This window comes from Pseudomonas sp. FW305-E2, assembly GCF_058782925.1.
On record NZ_JBYSYE010000045.1, the window covers coordinates 1 to 18,097 of the forward strand.

The window sequence follows — 18,097 nt, forward strand, 5'->3', positions numbered from 1 at the left end:
CTCCTACAGGTTCCGCGTAGGAGCGGGTTCACCCGCGAAGAGGCCGGTTCAGGAAATAGAAACGCCCCGGCAAGCCGGGGCGTTCTGGGGATCAGACGGCGTTCAGTGATTTCAGCTTAGCGAATACCCGACTGACGCAGCGCTGCAGGCTGGAAATCGGCCTTGCTGGCACTGAAGCCAAAGTCGTAAGCGCGCTTCTCTTCGTTCTTCATGCCCAGGGCCAGGTAACGACCGGACTGCAGGTCGTAGATGGTTTCCAGGGTGTACCAAGGCACTTCCACGTTGTAATAAGGCTGAGCATGGGCCTCGGACACGCGCCACAGTTGGCCACGGCCGTCGTACTGGTCGATCACTGCGGCCTGCCAGGTGTCCTCATCGATGTAGAAGTCCCGCTTGGCGTAGATGTGCCGCTGGCCCGGCTTCAGGGTTGCAACCACGTGCCAGACGCGGCGCAGCTCGTAACGGGACAGGTCCTGGTTGATGTGCCCGGCCTTGATGATGTCGGCGTACTTCAGCTTGGGGTCATCCAGCTTGAAGGCGTTGGAGGCGATGTACATTTCCTTCTTGCCTTCCAGCTTCCAGTCGTAGCGGTCTGGCGCACCGTTGAACATGTCCAGGTTGTCCGACGTACGCAGGCCGTCGGCGGCGGTACCCGGGCCGTCATACGACACTTGCGGCGCCTGGCGAACGCGACGCTGGCCGGCGTTGTAGATCCACGCCTTGCGCGGCTCCTTCACCTGGTCGAGGGTTTCGTGCACCAGCAGCACGGTCCCGGCCAGGCGCGCTGGCGCGGTCACTTCCTGCTTGAAGTAGAACAGGATGTTGCCTGGGTTGTTCGGGTCGTAATCCTTCATCTTGTCGCGGAAGACGAACTGGTCGGAGAAGTAAACCGGGCTGAAAGAGCCGTTCTGCTGCGGCGTGGCCTGGATCACCAGGCGGCTGACACTACCCCCCCGGTAACGGGTGATGTGGTTCCAGATCACTTCCAGGCCGGTTTTCGGGATCGGGAACGGCACCGCCGTGTTGAAGTTGTTCAAACCGTTGCCGCCTTCCGTCAGCGTGGTCTGGGTGGCGTTTTTCTTGATGGCGGCGAACACGTCCGCAGGTACCGTGGAGCCGCGATGGGTTTTGAATACAGGGATCTTGAAGGTGTCCGGGTAGCGCTTGAGCATGGCCATCTGGCCCGGCGAAAGCTTGTCCTTGTACTGCTCGGCGTTTTGCGCAGTGATGGTGAACAGCGGCTTTTCACTGCCATACGGGTCGGCCAGGAAACCCTTGCCGTCGACGCTGCCCGCACTCTTCGACAGCGGCTCCCAAGGGCCGATCGAGCCATCGGCGTTGCCGGCCTTTTCAGCCCCCATCGGGGTCAGGGTACTGCCCAACTTGGCCGCCTCGTCGGCGGATACCGCAGCCATGACGCTGGTCGCCAGCAGGGACAGGCCCAGTACACCGGCTTGCAGCAGACTTCTGGTCTTGTTCATGTCGTGTCGTCCTGGATCTGTATGCTTAGAAGTTCACGCCGAAGCTGAGCGCGACGAAGTCACGGTCATCCACGGTGCTGTACTTGCCATCGAAGAAGTTGGTGTACGACAGGCTGGCCGTGTAGGTGTTCTGGTACTCGGCGTCCAGGCCCAGACTGACTGCCTTGCGGCCTTCCTCGAAGTTGGCACCAGGGCCCGGCGAATAGCCGGACACGTCATGCGACCAGGCCACGCTCGGCTTCAGGTTGATACCCGCGAATACGTCGTTGTAGTCCCAGATGACACGGGCGCGGTAACCCCAGGAAGTGCTGGTGGTGTAGCCGTCGTTCTCGCATTTGCGGTTCAGGTTGGTGGTGGATGTCCCCGCACCCGCGCCAGCGATGGTGCTGCCATTGAGCGCCTGGCAGGTATCGGCGCCACCGGTGGATGGCAATGGACCTGGGCCGAACACCGGGTCGCGACCGTAGCGGGTATCGTGGGCATTCTCCAGGCCGCCGACATGGGTGACACCCACTTCACCGACTACTGTCATCCGGCTGGCGCCCATCACCTGGTCGAAGAAATGGGTCAGGGTGGTCTGGAACTGGGTGATCTCCTTGCGGCGATACCCATGCAGGTCTTGCCCCGGCGTACCGGTCAGCAACGATGCGTTGCTCAACGCGCCGCCAATGGGACGGACACCGGCGAACAGGATATCCGTGGTATTGAGCTGCACTGGCGCGTTAGGGCGGTAGCTGACTTCGCCGCTCCAGGCAGTGCCAGTGGGTAACGTGGTGGAGAAACTCAAGCCATAGAGGCGGATATCCTCGGGGTATTCCACAAAGTACTCGGAATTACCCGCCACAATCAGAGGCGCCAATGCGCGCAGCTGTGCAGGCAGGGCGCTCAGCCCGGCGAACACGGACGGCGGAGCCCCTGTGGCACTGAAGATGGGTGCACGGCTGTGGTAGTTCATGAAGTAGGCGCCGAACTCCGTGTCCAACGGCTCGAACATATAGCGCATGGCCACACCGAACTGGCCGCTGTCACGCGCATCGCGGTCGGCACCACGGCGCACCATCACACCCTCTTCGTTGATGTTCACGCCCCGCGAGGCGAGGAACTGCTGCGCAGCGCCCGGCACCGTGCGGCTGCTATTGAGCACGCGCAAGTTGTCGGTACAACCATCGGCAATGATGTCCGGCTGGGAGAAGAAGGTGCCGCAGTTGTCGACGACCGTCTGGTCCCACTCGAGCTGGTAGAAGGCCTCGGCCGACAGGTTGTCGGTCAGGCTCTGCGAGATGTAGAACATGTTGACGGGAATCAGGCCTTCCTTGATCTCGGCCCCGGGGCGGCGGAACGCCGACACGTCGATGGGGTTGATCGAGTTGATGCCGCCGCCGATGAAGGTACTTTCACCCCAGCTCACTACCTGCTTGCCAAACCGCACCGAGCCAGGCTGATCGCCGATGGAGTAGTTGTGGTAGACAAAGGCGTCGAGCAGCTCGGCGCCGGACGACTTGGCGCCTTCCTTGCGGTTGGAGTCGCTGATGTCCTTGAACTCGCGGTTCTCGTCCTTCAGCTCGAAGTCGTACCAGTACTTGCCGCGCACGAACACACCGGTGTCGCCGTACTTGAGCTCCAGGTCATGAATGCCTTTGAAGATCTTGGAGAAGGTTTCGCCCTTCTTGAAGTTCAGGTGGCCATCGTCGGACGTCTGTGAAAGGCCCTTGCCGCCGTTGTTCACCCCTATCAGGTTCTTGTTGGGGTTGGCCGTCGACCAGCTGGCGCCGATGGAGAGCGACGAGTCGAACTGGCCTTCGATTTCACCAATGTTGAAGCTGACAGCGAAAGCAGGACTTGCGAGCGTGGAAGCAAGGCTGACGGCCAAGGGCAGCTTGGCCCGGCGCCAGAACAGGTTTGCAGATTTCATCGACGCTACTCCATGTACTTTTTTGTTATGGCAGTGAGTCCTTTCAAGAACGGCCCGAGCGACCGGTTTGCAGGCTTGCACCCGCGGCGACACAGCTTGCGCATGTCGCCCTCCCCCATTCCTGAAAATCCCCTGGCCCCGACTATAGCCAGCAGGCACAGGCGCTTGATCCCTCTAAAGTGTGATTTGCGCTCCATGCCACCAACTCGCTGCAGTTTTGCTCCGGTTGCGGGCTGGCAGTGCTCAAGGATGGCGCATTTCTGTCGTTTGGCAAGGCGGCGGGCTCTCTAGCATGCGGGTCACGCTCTGACGTGCGCGACCCGCACAACGGTTACAACGTGGAAAGGAACGCGCTGTTGCTGGCCTGCCACTGGACGATGTCCTGGCGGATGCGTTTCTTGTCGAGCTTGCCGACACTGGTCTTGGGAATTTCAGTAACAACGGCGATCTGGCTTGGAATCGCCCACTTGTTGATATGACCTTGCTCGACGAACGGCTTGAGGTGTTCCTTCAGTGCCTTGGCGTCGATAGCGTGGCCGTCACGTACCACCAGCAGGGCAAACGGGCGCTCACCCCACTGCGGGTCCGCCACCCCCACCACCGCCACTTCGCGGACGGCCGGGTGGCAGCTGATCAGGTCTTCCAGGTCGAGCGAGGAAACCCACTCGCCGCCGGTCTTGATCACATCCTTGATGCGGTCGCGGATGTCGATGTAGCCCATGCCGTCGAGGGTGGCGACGTCACCGGTGTGCAGCCAGCCACCCTGCCACAGCTCTTCGCTCTTCTCCGGTTCCTTGAAGTAGCCCATGGTCAGCCACGGCGCACGCAGTACCAGCTCACCCTGGGTTTCACCATCGGCGGGCAGGAAGTTGCCTTCGCCGTCGACGATGGCCGCTTCGACCAACGGCACCGGCACACCGGCCTTGATACGGTAGGTGACGCGCTCATCCTCGCTGCCGGCCTGCAGTTCATCGTTCAGGTGTGCTGCGGAGATCAACGGGCAGGTTTCCGACATGCCATACGCAGCGGTCAGCTGAATGCCGCGCGCCAGGGCGGCCTGGTACAGCGAACGGTTGAGCGAACTGCCGCCGATGATGATCTTCCAGCCGCCGAAGTCCTGCCCCTGTGCGTTCGGGCAGTTGAGCAGCATCTGCAGGATGGTCGGTACGCAGTGGGAGAAGGTGACCTTCTCTTCACGCCACAGCTTGACCAGCATGTCCGGCTCGTAGCGGCCCGGGTACACCTGCTTCATGCCGAGCATGGTGGCGGCGTAGGGGATGCCCCAGGCATGCACGTGGAACATCGGGGTGATGGGCATGTACACGTCGTTGCTGCCCAACAGGCGTACGCTGTCGATACTGCCGGTGACCGAGGCCTCGGCCAGTGTGTGCAGCACCAACTGGCGGTGGCTGAAATACACGCCCTTGGGGTTACCGGTGGTGCCAGTGGTGTAGAAGGTAGTGGCCACCGAGTTCTCGTCGAAGTCCGGGAAGTCGTAGCGCGGGCTGGCCGCCGCCAGCAGCTGCTCATACTCCCCGACCAGGTCGGGCAGGTCGGCAGTCTTGTCCGGGCCATCGGTCAGCAGCAAGGTCTTGTCGACAGTGGTCAGCTGCCCGGCGATGGCCTGGTACAAGCCCACGAAGTCGCTGTTGACCAGCACCACGCGGTCTTCGGCGTGGTTCATGGTGTAGAGGATCTGCTCGGGCGACAGGCGCACGTTGATGGTGTGCACCACAGCGCCGATCATCGGGATGGCGAACATGCATTCCAGGTAGCGATGGCTGTCCCAGTCCATCACCGCTACGGTATCACCGGCCTTGACCCCGGCCTCGGTCAGCACATTGGCCAGGCGGGCAATGCGCTCGTTGAGCTGTGGATACGTCAGCCGTATCTGGTCGCGGTAGACAATTTCCCGGGTCTTTTCATAGCGGCTGCCGGACATCAGCAGGCGCTTGATCAGCAATGGATAGGCATAGGCGCCCTCGGCGGGCTTGATGATGCGTGTCTGCAACATGGGGATCCCTTTTCTGAAAAGCGGGCCGGACAAGTCTGGGTTTACTGTAGTTCGCCAATGTGACGGCCAAATCAGCCGAAGGAATGATTTGCGCGGCAAAGGTATGAGTGGCGGGCGTTGACGGGCAGCAAGGTTGAGCTAGACACTGCGGCGGCGGCTTCAGGTTTGCGCCGAAGCCGAGTGCCTCTTCGCCGGCAAGCCCGCGCCTGCAAGGGTTGTGGTGACCTTGCGGGCGCGGGCGTGCCTGCGAATGGCCACAACGCCCTTATCCCTCCCTGCCACCGGAGATCTTCATGCCCAGCCCGCGTCGCGCCGTGTTTCTCGATCACCAGTCCCTGGACCTTGGCGACCTCGACCTTTCGCCCCTGAAGCAGCAGTTCGACCAGTTCGAACTGTTCGCCGCCACCCGCCCGGAACAGGTCGCGGAACGCTTGCAGGGCGCCGTGGCAGTGGTCAGCAACAAAGTCATGCTCGACGCCGCTACCCTGGCTGCCAACCCGCAACTGAAGCTGATCCTGGTGGCCGCCACCGGCACCAACAATGTCGACCTGGCCGCCGCCCGCGCCCAGGGCATCACCGTGTGTAACTGCCAGGGCTACGGCACGCCGTCTGTCGCCCAGCATACCCTGGCCCTGCTGTTGGCCCTGGCCACTCGGCTGTGCGACTACAACCAGGCGGTGGCCGATGGCCAGTGGGCCAAGGCCAGCCAGTTCTGCCTGCTGGACTTTCCTATCGTCGAACTGGAGGGCAAAACCCTCGGCCTGCTCGGCCACGGTGAACTGGGCGGCGCAGTGGCGAGGCTGGCCGAAGCCTTCGGTATGCGTGTGCTGAGCGGGCAGATCCCTGGCCGCCCGGAGCGCGCCGACCGGCTGCCGCTGGACGAGTTGCTGCCGCAAGTCGATGCCCTGACCCTGCACTGCCCGCTGAACGAGCACACCCGGCATATGCTCGGTGCCCGCGAACTGGCCCTGCTCAAACCCAACGCGCTGGTGGTCAACACCGCCCGTGGCGGCCTGATCGACGAACAGGCGTTGGCCGATGCCCTGCGCGGTGGTCACTTGGGCGGCGCGGCGACCGACGTGCTGAGCGTGGAGCCGCCGGTCAACGGCAACCCGCTGCTGGAGCCCGGCATCCCGCGCCTGATCATCACCCCGCACAGCGCCTGGGGTGCCGTAGAGTCGCGCCAGCGCATCGTCGGCCAGCTCAGTGAGAACGCCCAGGCCTTCTTCGCCGGGCAGCCACGCCGCGTGGTCAGCTGAGCCAGGCGCCTGCCTCTGCTACACTGCGCCACTTTTTTCCAGGAGACGTCGTCCATGGACCCGCGCAGTGAAGTGTTGCTCCGCCAGGCAGAGCTGTTTCAGGGGCCGCTGCTGATCGCCGGCGCCCCCGCCGACGACCTGCTCGGCCAGTTGCCTCAGGCCCAGGCCTGGACTTGGCATGCCGGCGATCAGGCCATGCTCGAAAGCCGCTTCGCAGGCCGCAGCCATTACGGCGTCGAGGCCCCTGAAGCAGCATTCGAAAGCGCCGTGCTGTTCCTGCCCAAATCCCGCGAGCTGGCCGCCTATCTGCTCAATACCCTGGCGTCGCGCCTGGCTGGCCGCGAGCTGTACCTGGTCGGTGAGAAGCGCGGTGGCATCGAGGGCGCGGCCAAGCAGTTGGCGGCCTTTGGCAAGCCACGCAAGCTCGACAGCGCCCGGCACTGCCAGCTGTGGCAAGTGACCATCGACCAGGCACCGCAGGCAAAACCGCTGGAAAGCCTGGCCGAGCGCTTCGAGCTGGCCCTGGAAGACGGCCCGCTGCAGGTGATCAGCCTGCCTGGGGTATTCAGCCATGGCCGACTCGACCGAGGTACGGCCCTGCTCCTGAAGCATCTTGACGGCCTGCCCGGTGGTCACATGCTGGACTTTGGCTGCGGTGCCGGGGTACTGGGGGCCACGCTCAAACGCCGTTACCCACAAAGCCGGGTGACCTTGCTGGACGTGGATGCCTTCGCCGTGGCCGCCAGCCGCCTGACGCTGGCTGCCAACGGCCTGGAAGGCGAAGTGATCAGTGGCGATGGCATCGACGCCGCCCCTACCGAACTGAGCCTTATCCTGAGCAACCCGCCATTCCACACCGGCGTTCATACCAACTATCAGGCTTCGGAAAACTTGCTGAAAAAATCCGCCTTTCATCTGCGAAAAGGTGGCGAAATGCGCTTGGTTGCCAACAGTTTCCTGCGCTACCAACCACTGATCGAAGGGGCGTTGGGCAACTGCCAGGTACGTGACGAGGCCGACGGTTTCCGCATCTACCAGGCAACTCGCGGATAAAAAACAGCGCTTGCCGAAAACGTTTTGCCTAGGCAGAATCCGCACCGTCCTAGGGGAGTAGTCTCCCGCGAGCACCCAGCTCGCCCGGTACGCGTCAACATACTTGGTCCACAGACCATGGCGCGTGCGACCCACCATGCACGCCTGCATGGCGAGATCCGCATAGACGGATCGAGGGTTTGACAAGACCTATGACACGCACACCTTACCCGGGGCGGGGAGGCTGTACGTGTCATAGCCGTGTCGACCCGCCCCCGTAGGAATCCTGATGCTGGAATCACTGTTGGTCCCCACCGCTATCGTTGCCCTGGCCGAGATCGGCGACAAGACGCAACTGCTCGCACTCATTCTCGCTGCCCGCTTCCGCAAACCCTGGCCGATCATCGCCGGCATCATCGCCGCCACCTTGGCCAACCATGCCGCAGCCGGTGCCGTGGGGGCTTGGGTCGGCAGCTTCTTCAGCGATTCGGCACTGCACTGGATCCTGGCCGCGAGCTTTACCGCCACCGCACTGTGGACCCTGGTACCGGACAAGATGGATGACGACGAGAACCCGGCTCGCCGTTTCGGGCCGTTCCTGACGACACTGATTGCGTTCTTCCTGGCCGAAATCGGTGACAAGACCCAGGTCGCCACCGTGATGCTGGCTGCGCAGTATCCGCACCTGATCATGGTCATTATCGGCACTACCCTGGGTATGCTGATTGCCAACGTGCCGGTGGTACTGGCGGGTAACTTCGCGGCTGACAAACTGCCGTTGACGCTGATTCGCCGCCTGGCGGCAACGGCGTTCTTCGTGCTGGCGATCGTGGCCGTCTATTCGGCAATGAAGGCCAGTGGCTGGATTGGATAAAGGGAAAACCGGGGGCTGCCATGCAGCCCCACGATTCAGGCATTTATTGCTTGGCTGCTGCCTGATACAGCGGCATCACCTTCGGAATCGCCGCCTGCAGCGAAGCAATGCGGCTCGCGGACGCCGGGTGAGTACTCATGAACTCAGGCGGTGCACCTTCGGAAGCCTTGCTCATCTTGTTCCACAAGGTGATCGCGGCATTCGGGTCGTAGCCGGCACGCGCCGACAGCTCCAGGCCAATCAGGTCGGCCTCGTTCTCGTTGGCCCGGCTGTTTGGCAAGGTCATGGCGTAGTTCACCACCGTGTCGGCCATGGCCATGCTGCTCTGGCCGAGGCCGAAGATGGCACCGGCACCCTGACGAGCCATTTCCACACCGTATGCCTTGGACATGGCCTCGCGGCTATGCTCGCGCAAGGCGTGGGCAATCTCGTGCCCCACCACTGCGGCAATTTCCGCATCGGTGAGCTTGAGCTGATCGATCAGCCCGGTGTAGACGATGATCTTGCCGCCCGGGCCGCAGTTGGCGTTCAGTTCATCACTCTTGATCACGTTGACTTGCCAGTCCCACTGCGCGGCATCCGGGCGGAATTTGGGCGCCTGGGCGATCAGGCGGTTGGCAATGGCCTGCACACGCTTGGCATCGGCGCTGGACTTGTCGAGCACACCCTTGCTCGACGCTTCACCCAGGGTCTGCTGATACGACTGCGCGTACATCTGGTTGACCTCATCGGTCGAGAGCATGCTGAACATGTACTGCTGGCGCTCGACGCCAACAGCACCGCCGCTGGTGGTATTCACCGCCTGGCAGCCGGCCAGCAGGATGCCAGCACTCAGTAGGCTGACGACAAAAGACTTACGCATGAAAACACTCCCTATCCACATGCGGCGTATCCTAGGCCGAGTCGCCAGTGGCTGCCATAGCCGCAGGGAAGATTTTCGTCGCCTGTACCGGCCTCTTCGCGGGCAAGCCCGCTCCTACAGGGGTAACACGACCGAGGGCAGGAGCAGGCTTGCCCGCTCCTACAGCAGGGGTAACACGATCATTGTAGGAGCGGGCTTGCCCGCGAAAGGGCCGGCACAGCCCCCCATCAAGCCGGGGTAAGACACTCCGGCGCATCCAGCTTCGGGTCATTGACGAAATTGGCCAAGGCCCGCTCACGCAACGTCGCAGGTGGGCTGGCCAGCAGCTCGTGCAAGCGGGTAACCGGCGTGTCCGGGTCGAGCCAGGCCGCCTGTCCGGCCTCGTCCAGTATCAGCGGCCGACGCTGGTTCATGGCCGCCTGGGTCACCACCGCGCAACTCAACCATACCTGGTCCTGCACCGGGTAGGCCTCCCACACCGCCGCAAAATACAGCGACGCGCCCTCCCCCGGGGTCAACCAGAACGGGCGTTTGCGCACGTTGCCACGCCATTCGTAAAAGCCGTTGGCCGGCATCAGGCAGCGACGCTGGCGAAATGCATCGCGAAACATCGGTTGCTCGGCCAGCGTTTCGGCCCGGGCATGGGCGGGGGTACGGGACAGGTCGGTGAGCCAGGCCGGGGTCAACCCCCAGCGCGCCTTTGCCAGTTGCTGCTGGCCATCAAGCTGGCGCTGGATCAGCACCGACGCCCCTGGCGATATATTCCATTGGGCCGGCTGGCCGACGGGAAAACCCGGCAGACTGGCAAGGGCCTGGGGCCAGCGAAACAGGGCATAACGTCCACACATGGGGGAATTCAGAACCTAGCAGATCAAGGTACCGGGGACATGCTCCGGCTCGTCGCCAACCAGTGGCTGGGCATCATTGTACGCATCGATCAGCTGCCGTGCGCATTCGGCCTGCTCATCAGCCACGATAAGCCCCAACAGGCCCTGCAAGGGCAGCTCGCCGGCGGCACCGAGCAGGTCACGGCCGACCACGTGTACATCGATCCCCTCGCTGGCAAGCATGCCTGCCAGCATTTGCGCCTCGAGCAGGCTTTCCGGTTCGTAGATGCGCTGCATCAGGCGTCGTCCTCGCGGCGGACTTCAAGCATCCATTCGTCACCATGCACCTGCAGAATGCACACCACAGGCTGGCAGCACACCTGACAATCCTCGGTATAAACCTGGTCGCCCGCAGACAGATCGACGGTAGTTTCCACACGTTCGCCACAATAAGGGCAATCATAGAAGTCGGTTTCCAGCATCGCGGCCTCCGCAGTGACTTATGCGTATAATTGCCGGTCTGTTTACAGGGTCTGTGTGCGTCCGAGCCGTTTTTCGGAGCCCGTCCCTACCTTATTACCCTAGCCGTTTCCAACAAGAGAGCATGATGGGCGAATTCGATGCCATCCGACCGTACGACGACGCTGAGGTCCCTGCCGTTCTGGCACGCCTGCTCAGCGACCCGGCATTCCTCGATATCCTCACTCACTTCCGCTTTCCGCGTGCGGCCGGTGCTCTCGGCTGGTTGCTCAAGCCCTTGATCGCACGCCGCCTGCGCAAGGAATTCGCCGGCGTTACCTGTGTCTCGACCCTGCAGGACAAAGTCGAGTACTACGTCGACCAGACCATCGATCGCGCCACCGACGGCGTCACCTATTCGGGTGTGGAACAGCTCAAGGCCGGCACCGCCTACCTGTTCCTGGCCAACCACCGTGATATCGTCATGGACCCGGCCTTCGTCAACTATGCCGTGTACCACGCCGGCCTGCCCACGCCGCGCATCGCCATTGGCGACAACCTGCTGCAAAAGCCCTTTGTCAGCGACATGATGCGCCTGAACAAAAGCTTCATCGTGCACCGTTCGATCAGCGGGCGGCGCGAAAAACTGGCTGCCTACCAACTGCTATCGGCCTACATCAACCACTCGATCCGCAACGATGCCACCTCGATCTGGATTGCCCAGGCCGAAGGTCGGGCCAAGGACGGTGACGACCGTACCGACTCGGCGATCCTCAAGATGTTCCACATGAGCCGCAAGGACGAGCCGTTCGGTGCGGTTATCCAGAGCCTGAACCTGACCCCGGTGTCGATCAGCTACGAATACGACCCGTGCGATCAGGCCAAGGCCCGCGAGCTGTACATCCGCGCCACAACCGGCACCTACAAGAAGGCGCCGGGCGAAGATGACAACAGCATTGCCAAAGGCATTACCGGCTACAAGGGCCGAGTCCACATCAACTTCGCGCCGCCGGTAACCGAGTACCACGAAGACACAAAACAGCTGGCGGCAGAGATTGACCGGCAGATTCTGGGGGGCTACCGACTGTTCCCGGTGCATTACCTGGCGTATGCGATGTGGGAAGGCAAGGACGAAGCCCTGCAGGTGCCAAGCGCCGAGAAGGTGTTCCCGGCGGATGAGCTGGCCAAGGCCAAGGAAGAATGGCAACGGCGTCTGGATGCCTGCCCGCAAGAGCAGCGGCCGTACCTGGTGTTGCAGTATGCGACGCCGGTGCGCAACCAGTACCAGGTCCGGCAGCAGACGCCGGTCGCCTGATCGATCCCGGGGGCTGCGTTGCAGCCCAAACGCGACACAAGGCCGCTCCCACAGAGAATTGCGTCCACCCTTGTGGGAGCGGTCTTGTGTCGCGATTGGGCCGCAACGCGGCCCCGATGGTTCTCAGACCCAGGTGCTGAACCAGGACAGCAGCAGCGCCATCGCCAGGCACGAAAAGCCCAGGATGTAGAAGTATTTCGGCACCCGAAGTTCGAAAGCGTCCACTACCCCCTCGTCTACTGCCATGTACGCGCGGGTTTCGGCCTCGCGCCGCCGCGCACTGTGCAGCAGCAAACCGCCCGGGCAGGTCAGCAGCAGCGCCAGCAGGTTGATCAGCTTGGTGGGATGGGCGGCCAGGAACCCCCAGAGCACTTGCAAGGACATCACGCGACCTCGATGTGAGCAGTGACAAAGGCCAGCATTCTACCCAAGTCGCACCGTGGCGCCCGGCCTTGGCGACAAACTGTCATTAAATTTCATCTGTCATCCGCTCGTCATCCATACAGGCGACCCTGTCGACCTTTTGATGACCCGGAGCTTTTTCATGTTGCACGCCGAAAACCAGGACCGCCTCTACCTCGTTGCCCAGAGCGATGAACAACAGGCGCTGATCGATGGTTTTGCCATCAATGTGCAGGACCGCCAGTGGCTGGTCTACTGTGCGCTTGGCGGACATGTGCATGAGGACTTGCCCGAAGTGGATGCAGGCACAGGGTTCAGCTTGCTGGATTTCCACATAGAAGCGGCGTAAATCTGTGCCGTCCAGGCAACAAAAAACCCGCTGCCTGTCACTCAGGCAGCGGGTTCTCTGACACAACCTGAAGCTTACTGACCCAGCACCTGCCCAATGCTCGGGTCCTTGAACAGGCGGGTCAGGGCATCGCTCAGCACATCCCCCACCAGCTGGGTGTTGGTGTCCTGATTCGGCGCCATGCCGAAACGCTGGTCCAGCGAAGCGCCATAACGGCCGCTGTAACGGCGGCCGCCATTGGTCACATCAGCGCGGAAGGTGGCGCCGATGGTGGCCTCGGTCACGTAAAGGTTGTCTTTCGGCGACTGGTACTTCAGTTCGGCGAGGGTCACGGTCAGCTGCGGCGCATTGCCGGCGTTCGGGGTTGGGGTGAAGCCGAGCAGGCGCACAGCGGCTTCAGCCTGAGCCTGCAGCTTGGGCACCACGTCGTTACCGCTGACGCTGATGGTGCTGGTCTCGGGGTACATGCCACCGCGGGTACCCAGGGACTGTGAAGGCCGGCCATCAACTACCCGGACCACCACCGGCTGGCCATGGCCGACCGGGGCCAGCTGGGCCTTGAGCGTGGGTTGCGGGTTGAGTTGTTGCGGGCTGTGGGCACAACCGACCAGGCTAAGGCTGGCCACGGCGATCAAACCGAACAACAGACGTTGCAACATGCGCGTTTCTCCAGAAAATGCGGCAAAGGCCCACAGTATACCTAGCCAGGCACAGACCAGTCATCGGCCCGGCCCGCTTGTCACAATCGTTTCATCGCCACACCCTTATCCTTGCGCCAAGCCCTAACGCAAAGGACTCGCCACCATGACCTCGCTCTGGACTCAGCTCTTCCAACGGTCGCGTCACAACGCTTATGCCCGCCTTGACGCGGATGGCAAATGCCTGGCCTTCAAGCAATGCAGCCAGGCACCACGGGGCATCGACTGGGTGCAGATCAGCGAAATTCAGCTGGCCTGGCTGGGGCGCGAGCTGCCCGCCGAAGCCCGGGTTTGCGCCCGCGCAAACCGCCGTTGGCACCAGCGCCTCCTCGTTGCCTGACAAACGCTGCAATAAAAACCACGAATGGCGACATTTCTGCCCGCGACATCGCTATAATCTCCCCCCGATTATAAGGACGTCTCCTGATCGGGCCCCGCACTCGCCGATTGACCCCGGCAACTTCACCGCTTCGCCCACAGAGAGCCTTCCACTCAGGTCTTGCATCGGCTGTCGTGCCTGCTTTTTCCGGCCCTTCACACTGCATGAACCTGCGGGTTGCCATCGCGCAGTCCCCTTTTGAGGTTCACGTCTCCAAAAGAGCGTGAAAAAACGGTTTTCACAACTTCACAAGAGTGTGGCGAGCAAATGAACAGTCTGGCATGTGCAAAAGCGGCAGATGTGTCCCGAACAGCCCTGAACAGGCGGCAGATGCGCTCATCCCGTATGAGTGTCTGAACCGTTCCATAACGCACGCACGACACCTTGACCATAAGTCGAATTGCCGCACCTGTGGCAAACGGCGTTCAATACACGAACCCGAAGACTGATTGGCGGTGTCCGCGGAAGTTGCAAGAACTGCGAAAAGTCGGACATGGCGACCCTGGCAAACCCAGGTCCTATGCTGTCAATTAGGTAGCTGTAGATTGTGGAGACGCGTTAAATGGCGCAGAACGAATCGGTTGATGTGGTACTGGTAGGCGCGGGCATCATGAGTGCCACCCTGGCCGTACTGCTCAAGGAGCTTGACCCGACCCTGAAGCTTGAGGTCGTCGAGGCGATGGACTCCGGGGCCGCGGAAAGCTCCAACCCCTGGAACAACGCAGGCACCGGCCACGCCGGCCTGTGCGAGCTGAACTACACGCCGCAGGCCGCCGATGGCAGCATCGACATCAAGAAGGCCGTGCACATCAACACCCAGTTCGAGGTTTCGCGCCAGTTCTGGGCCTACCTGAGCAAGAAGGGCAACTTCGGCTCGGCGCGTGCCTTCATCAACCCTGTCCCGCACCTGAGCTATGTCGAGGGTGACAAGGGTGTTTCCTTCCTCAAGAAGCGCTTCGAGCTGCTCAAGCAGCACCACGCCTTCGCCGAGATGGAATACACCGAAGACAAGGCCGTGATGAACGACTGGATGCCGCTGATGATGCCTGGCCGCCCGGCCGACCAGCACATCGCCGCTACCCGCGTGGCCAAAGGCACCGACGTCAACTTCGGCGCACTGACCAACAAGCTGCTCAAGCTGCTGGGCGACTCGCCGGACGCGCAGGTCAAGTACAGCAAGAAGGTTGTCGGCCTGCGCCGTAACGGCAGCGGCTGGACCGTGAGCATCAAGGACGTCAACAGCGGCGGCAGCCGTGAAGTCGACGCCCGCTTCGTCTTCCTCGGCGCCGGCGGCGCGGCCCTGCCACTGCTGCAGTTGTCCGGCATCCCGGAAAGCAAAGGTTTCGGCGGCTTCCCTGTCAGCGGCCAGTGGCTGCGTTGCGACAACCCGGAAATCGTCAAGCAGCACCAGGCCAAGGTCTACAGCCAGGCCGCTGTCGGCGCCCCGCCGATGTCGGTACCGCACCTGGACACACGCGTCGTGGACGGCAAGACTTCGCTGCTGTTCGGCCCGTATGCCGGCTTCACTACCAAGTTCCTCAAGCACGGCTCGCTGATGGACCTGCCGTTGTCGGTGCGCATGGGCAACATTGGCCCGATGCTGGCCGTGGCCCGCGACAACATGGACCTGACCAAGTACCTGGTCAGCGAAGTGATGCAGTCGATGGAGCAGCGTCTGGAAGCCCTGCGTCGTTTCTATCCGCAGGCCAAGGCCGAAGACTGGCGCCTGGAAGTGGCGGGTCAGCGCGTGCAGATCATCAAGAAAGACCCGAAAAAAGGCGGCGTGCTGCAGTTCGGTACCGAGCTGGTCTCGGCCCAGGACGGCAGCCTGGCAGCTCTGCTCGGCGCATCGCCGGGTGCCTCGGTGACCGTGTCGATCATGCTGGAACTGATCGAGCGCTGCTTCCCCGAGCAGGCCAAGGGTGCCTGGGCTGCCAAGCTCAAGGAAATCTTCCCGGCTCGCGAGAAGACCCTGGCAACCGATGCTGCGCTGTACCACAAGATCAGTGCCGATAACGACGCAGCCCTGGACCTGGCAGAAAGCAGCCCGGCGGCCAAGCATTACGCCTAAGCCGGCCTGAAACGCAAAAACGCCCCTCGGGGCGTTTTTTTGTGCCTGGCGCTTGATCAGCCTGTACCGGCCTCTTCGCGGGCATGCCCGCCCCCACAGGTTCGGTAATGCCCGCAGGTGCGGCGCGACTCCTGTGGGAGCGGGCGCGCCCGCGACGAGGCCGGCACTGGCTACAGATCAGCCGCGGGCTTTATCGATGATCTCGATGTACTCAGGGGCATTGCGCTGGTCGGCAATTTGCTCGACGAAGGTCTTGCCGTGCTCGTCCTTGCCATCCAGGTCCAGGCCAGCCTCGACGAAGAAGCCTACAAAGCGCTCAAAGTCGTCCACGCGCAGGCCACGGTAAGCCTTGACCAGCTTGTGCAGCGACGGCGAAGTCACACCATCGGCCGGCTCGAACTGAAGGAACGACTTGATGTAGTCGTCGCTGATTTCGTCACCGATTACCTGTTTCTTGTCTTTACGCATTGCCGACTCCAACTGGACCATCACGGAATTTCGAAGGCCGGCAGTTTACCCCCCGCAGGCTTCGCGCCTCAACGCGTACGTACCGTCCCGGTGTGCAGGTCGGCCCAGATATGGCCGTTGCCGTAAGTCAGAAACTGCACGTACAGGGTTTCGTTACGCAGCAGGTCCATGACCACCCGGTAGTTGCTGACTGGGTAATTCAGGCTCAAGGTGCGGGTTTTAGCGTCATACACAGGCTTTTTCAGGCTTTTGGCCGCTTCACCATCGAACGTCAGCAGCACCTGGGCAATGGTTGCGCCCTTGCTCAGCGGCTTGCCCTTCAGGCGCACCTGCAACGACGATGTGATCGGAATCGGCTGCTGATCGGACTGGCGCTGGGCCCCTACGACCACCGAATAGTCAGTCACTTGCAGCAATTGCTGGCTGGTCGGCGCTTCCTGGCGCAGGGACTGGTCATCAGGTGGCAGGAACTGACTGTGCAGCGGTGCGGCAGCGAGCGGCAGGCTGACCGCCAGCAGGAGGGGAAGAATCGCACGCATGTGAGGCTCCTTGTATGAAGGAGCACTCTAGCATGCCGGGTGCAGCCGATATCAATCGAACTGCGCGCGCATCCAGGCCTGGTAATCGGCCACGCCGGCTTCACCCTCGCGCGGCGCCCAGTGTGCGTGCTCGCCCTCGCTCACTGGTCGGTATGGCCCAGCCTTGCACTCGAACAGGATGCTGTCGGGCTCCAGCACCACCAAGCCATGGTAGGTACCAGGCGCCAGATCCACACCCAGACAGTCGCCACCGGCCTGCAGCACCCGCTTGTCTGCAACCGTGCCCTGTTCATCGAAGATCAGCAGGCCAAAGCACCCCTTGAGTGCTATCAAGGTTTCAGCCTTGTCGGCGCTCACATGGCGATGCGGCGGAATGTAGGTGCTTGGTTGCAGCCCGACCGCCATGCGATGGCAGGGCTCTTCCATTTCGTGGAAGGTGTGATGCTGCCGCCCGCGCGGGTTGGCTGCGGCCTTTTCGGCCAGCCCGACGAACAGCGATTGGTCGATGAACGCAGGCTGGCGCACGGTTACAGCCCCTTTACGGCGAAGATGCCGTTAGCATTGCGCCAGTACCCTTTGTAGTCCATGCCGTAACCGAAGATATAGCGATCGACACAAGGCAGGCCCACATAGTTGGCCTTGAGGTCAGGGCTTGCCTTGCGGTCGTGATCCTTGTCGATCAGCACAGCGGTGTACACCGAGCGGGCGCCGGCATGCTTGCAAAACTCGATGATGGCGCTGAGGGTGTGGCCTTCGTCGAGGATATCGTCAACGATCAACACGTCACGGTCGATGAAGGACACTTCCGGCTTGGCCTTCCAGAAAAGCTCGCCGCCGCTGGTCTGGTTGCGGTAGCGGGTAGCGTGCAGGTAGGAGGCTTCCAGCGGGAACTGCAGGTGAGTCAGCAGTTTGCCGGAGAAGATCAGGCCACCATTCATCACGCAGAACACAACCGGGTTCTTGTCGTGCAGGTCCTTGCAGATCTGTTCGCCGACTTTGGCGATGGCCGCTTCGACTTCGGCTTCGGTGTACAGGCAGTCAGCTTCATGCATGACTTGACGGATATGCTCGAGATCGGCGGACATGGCGCGCTCCGGGGGGCATTTTGGAAAAGCGGGCAAAGGTACGCATCCGCTCGTCACAGATCAAGCATTTA

20 protein-coding genes and 1 riboswitch are annotated in these 18,097 nt (G+C 62.1%); of the genes, 7 read left to right on the forward strand and 13 right to left on the reverse strand.

Going from position 1 to position 18,097, the window contains the following annotated elements; all coding sequences use genetic code 11:
• Positions 1–116: 116 nt before the first annotated feature.
• From AC3WLP_RS23625 to AC3WLP_RS23635, 3 genes are all read right to left on the reverse strand, one after another.
• Complete coding sequence (locus AC3WLP_RS23625; protein ID WP_014755342.1) at positions 117–1,481, reverse strand: DUF1329 domain-containing protein; 1,365 nt, start codon at positions 1,479–1,481, stop codon at positions 117–119.
• 25 nt (positions 1,482–1,506) lie between these two features.
• Positions 1,507–3,393 carry a DUF1302 domain-containing protein gene (locus AC3WLP_RS23630; RefSeq protein ID WP_012051197.1) on the reverse strand — a complete coding sequence of 629 codons (1,887 nt, stop codon included), beginning with the start codon at positions 3,391–3,393 and terminating at the stop codon, positions 1,507–1,509.
• Positions 3,394–3,724: 331 nt separating this feature from the next.
• Positions 3,725–5,407, reverse strand: coding sequence for a fatty acid--CoA ligase (locus AC3WLP_RS23635; protein WP_012051196.1), 1,683 nt, complete (start codon positions 5,405–5,407; stop codon positions 3,725–3,727).
• Between the two features lie 293 nt (positions 5,408–5,700).
• Between AC3WLP_RS23635 and AC3WLP_RS23640 the strand changes: the two genes are divergently transcribed.
• The 3 genes from AC3WLP_RS23640 (at position 5,701) to AC3WLP_RS23650 (ending at position 8,572) form a co-directional block, all read left to right on the forward strand.
• Positions 5,701–6,666, forward strand: coding sequence for a 2-hydroxyacid dehydrogenase (locus tag AC3WLP_RS23640; RefSeq protein WP_010952003.1), 966 nt, complete (start codon positions 5,701–5,703; stop codon positions 6,664–6,666).
• A gap of 54 nt (positions 6,667–6,720) precedes the next feature.
• Positions 6,721–7,719, forward strand: coding sequence for a methyltransferase (locus tag AC3WLP_RS23645; RefSeq protein WP_014755338.1), 999 nt, complete (start codon positions 6,721–6,723; stop codon positions 7,717–7,719).
• A 40-nt stretch (positions 7,720–7,759) separates the two neighbouring features.
• Positions 7,760–7,900, forward strand: a riboswitch (yybP-ykoY riboswitch).
• A gap of 87 nt (positions 7,901–7,987) precedes the next feature.
• Positions 7,988–8,572, forward strand: coding sequence for a TMEM165/GDT1 family protein (locus tag AC3WLP_RS23650; protein ID WP_003247342.1), 585 nt, complete (start codon positions 7,988–7,990; stop codon positions 8,570–8,572).
• A 43-nt stretch (positions 8,573–8,615) separates the two neighbouring features.
• Here the strand turns inward: AC3WLP_RS23650 and AC3WLP_RS23655 are convergent, their stop codons facing one another.
• The 4 genes from AC3WLP_RS23655 to AC3WLP_RS23670 form a co-directional block, all read right to left on the reverse strand.
• Positions 8,616–9,434, reverse strand: coding sequence for a M48 family metallopeptidase (locus tag AC3WLP_RS23655; protein ID WP_003247344.1), 819 nt, complete (start codon positions 9,432–9,434; stop codon positions 8,616–8,618).
• A gap of 227 nt (positions 9,435–9,661) precedes the next feature.
• Entirely contained in the window at positions 9,662–10,282 is a 621-nt protein-coding gene (locus AC3WLP_RS23660) for an SOS response-associated peptidase (RefSeq protein WP_003247346.1), read from the reverse strand.
• 15 nt (positions 10,283–10,297) lie between these two features.
• The gene (locus tag AC3WLP_RS23665; RefSeq protein WP_003247348.1) at positions 10,298–10,558 is read right to left on the reverse strand and encodes a putative signal transducing protein; all 261 of its coding nucleotides are present in this window, start codon (positions 10,556–10,558) and stop codon (positions 10,298–10,300) included.
• Positions 10,558–10,743, reverse strand: coding sequence for a CPXCG motif-containing cysteine-rich protein (locus AC3WLP_RS23670; protein WP_003247349.1), 186 nt, complete (start codon positions 10,741–10,743; stop codon positions 10,558–10,560). Before AC3WLP_RS23670 ends, AC3WLP_RS23665 begins: the two co-directional genes overlap by 1 nt.
• A gap of 122 nt (positions 10,744–10,865) precedes the next feature.
• Here AC3WLP_RS23670 and AC3WLP_RS23675 point away from each other — a divergent pair, with 122 nt between their 5' ends.
• Positions 10,866–12,035 carry a 1-acyl-sn-glycerol-3-phosphate acyltransferase gene (locus tag AC3WLP_RS23675; RefSeq protein ID WP_003247351.1) on the forward strand — a complete coding sequence of 390 codons (1,170 nt, stop codon included), beginning with the start codon at positions 10,866–10,868 and terminating at the stop codon, positions 12,033–12,035.
• Between the two features lie 123 nt (positions 12,036–12,158).
• Here AC3WLP_RS23675 and AC3WLP_RS23680 read toward each other — a convergent pair whose 3' ends face one another.
• Positions 12,159–12,419, reverse strand: a complete 261-nt coding sequence (locus AC3WLP_RS23680; protein WP_012051192.1) for a hypothetical protein — start codon at positions 12,417–12,419, stop codon at positions 12,159–12,161.
• Between the two features lie 160 nt (positions 12,420–12,579).
• Here AC3WLP_RS23680 and AC3WLP_RS23685 point away from each other — a divergent pair, with 160 nt between their 5' ends.
• Positions 12,580–12,786, forward strand: coding sequence for a hypothetical protein (locus tag AC3WLP_RS23685; protein ID WP_003247353.1), 207 nt, complete (start codon positions 12,580–12,582; stop codon positions 12,784–12,786).
• Between the two features lie 74 nt (positions 12,787–12,860).
• Here the strand turns inward: AC3WLP_RS23685 and AC3WLP_RS23690 are convergent, their stop codons facing one another.
• Positions 12,861–13,445 (reverse strand): YajG family lipoprotein, encoded by a 585-nt coding sequence (locus AC3WLP_RS23690; RefSeq protein ID WP_010951995.1) that lies wholly within the window; start codon positions 13,443–13,445, stop codon positions 12,861–12,863.
• A 145-nt stretch (positions 13,446–13,590) separates the two neighbouring features.
• Between AC3WLP_RS23690 and AC3WLP_RS23695 the strand changes: the two genes are divergently transcribed.
• Both AC3WLP_RS23695 and mqo read left to right on the forward strand, forming a co-directional pair.
• Positions 13,591–13,824, forward strand: coding sequence for a hypothetical protein (locus AC3WLP_RS23695; RefSeq protein ID WP_014755333.1), 234 nt, complete (start codon positions 13,591–13,593; stop codon positions 13,822–13,824).
• Between the two features lie 601 nt (positions 13,825–14,425).
• Positions 14,426–15,934, forward strand: coding sequence for a malate dehydrogenase (quinone) (mqo, locus tag AC3WLP_RS23700; RefSeq protein WP_003247357.1), 1,509 nt, complete (start codon positions 14,426–14,428; stop codon positions 15,932–15,934).
• 177 nt (positions 15,935–16,111) lie between these two features.
• Here mqo and AC3WLP_RS23705 read toward each other — a convergent pair whose 3' ends face one another.
• The 4 genes from AC3WLP_RS23705 to AC3WLP_RS23720 form a co-directional block, all read right to left on the reverse strand.
• Entirely contained in the window at positions 16,112–16,402 is a 291-nt protein-coding gene (locus AC3WLP_RS23705; RefSeq protein WP_003247360.1) for a PA4642 family protein, read from the reverse strand.
• Between the two features lie 68 nt (positions 16,403–16,470).
• Positions 16,471–16,941 carry a hypothetical protein gene (locus AC3WLP_RS23710; RefSeq protein WP_003247361.1) on the reverse strand — a complete coding sequence of 157 codons (471 nt, stop codon included), beginning with the start codon at positions 16,939–16,941 and terminating at the stop codon, positions 16,471–16,473.
• A gap of 51 nt (positions 16,942–16,992) precedes the next feature.
• Entirely contained in the window at positions 16,993–17,466 is a 474-nt protein-coding gene (locus tag AC3WLP_RS23715) for a WbuC family cupin fold metalloprotein (RefSeq protein WP_088513045.1), read from the reverse strand.
• A gap of 2 nt (positions 17,467–17,468) precedes the next feature.
• A complete protein-coding gene (locus AC3WLP_RS23720; protein ID WP_010951990.1) occupies positions 17,469–18,026 on the reverse strand; it encodes a hypoxanthine-guanine phosphoribosyltransferase in 558 nt (185 codons plus the stop codon).
• Positions 18,027–18,097: the final 71 nt, after the last annotated feature.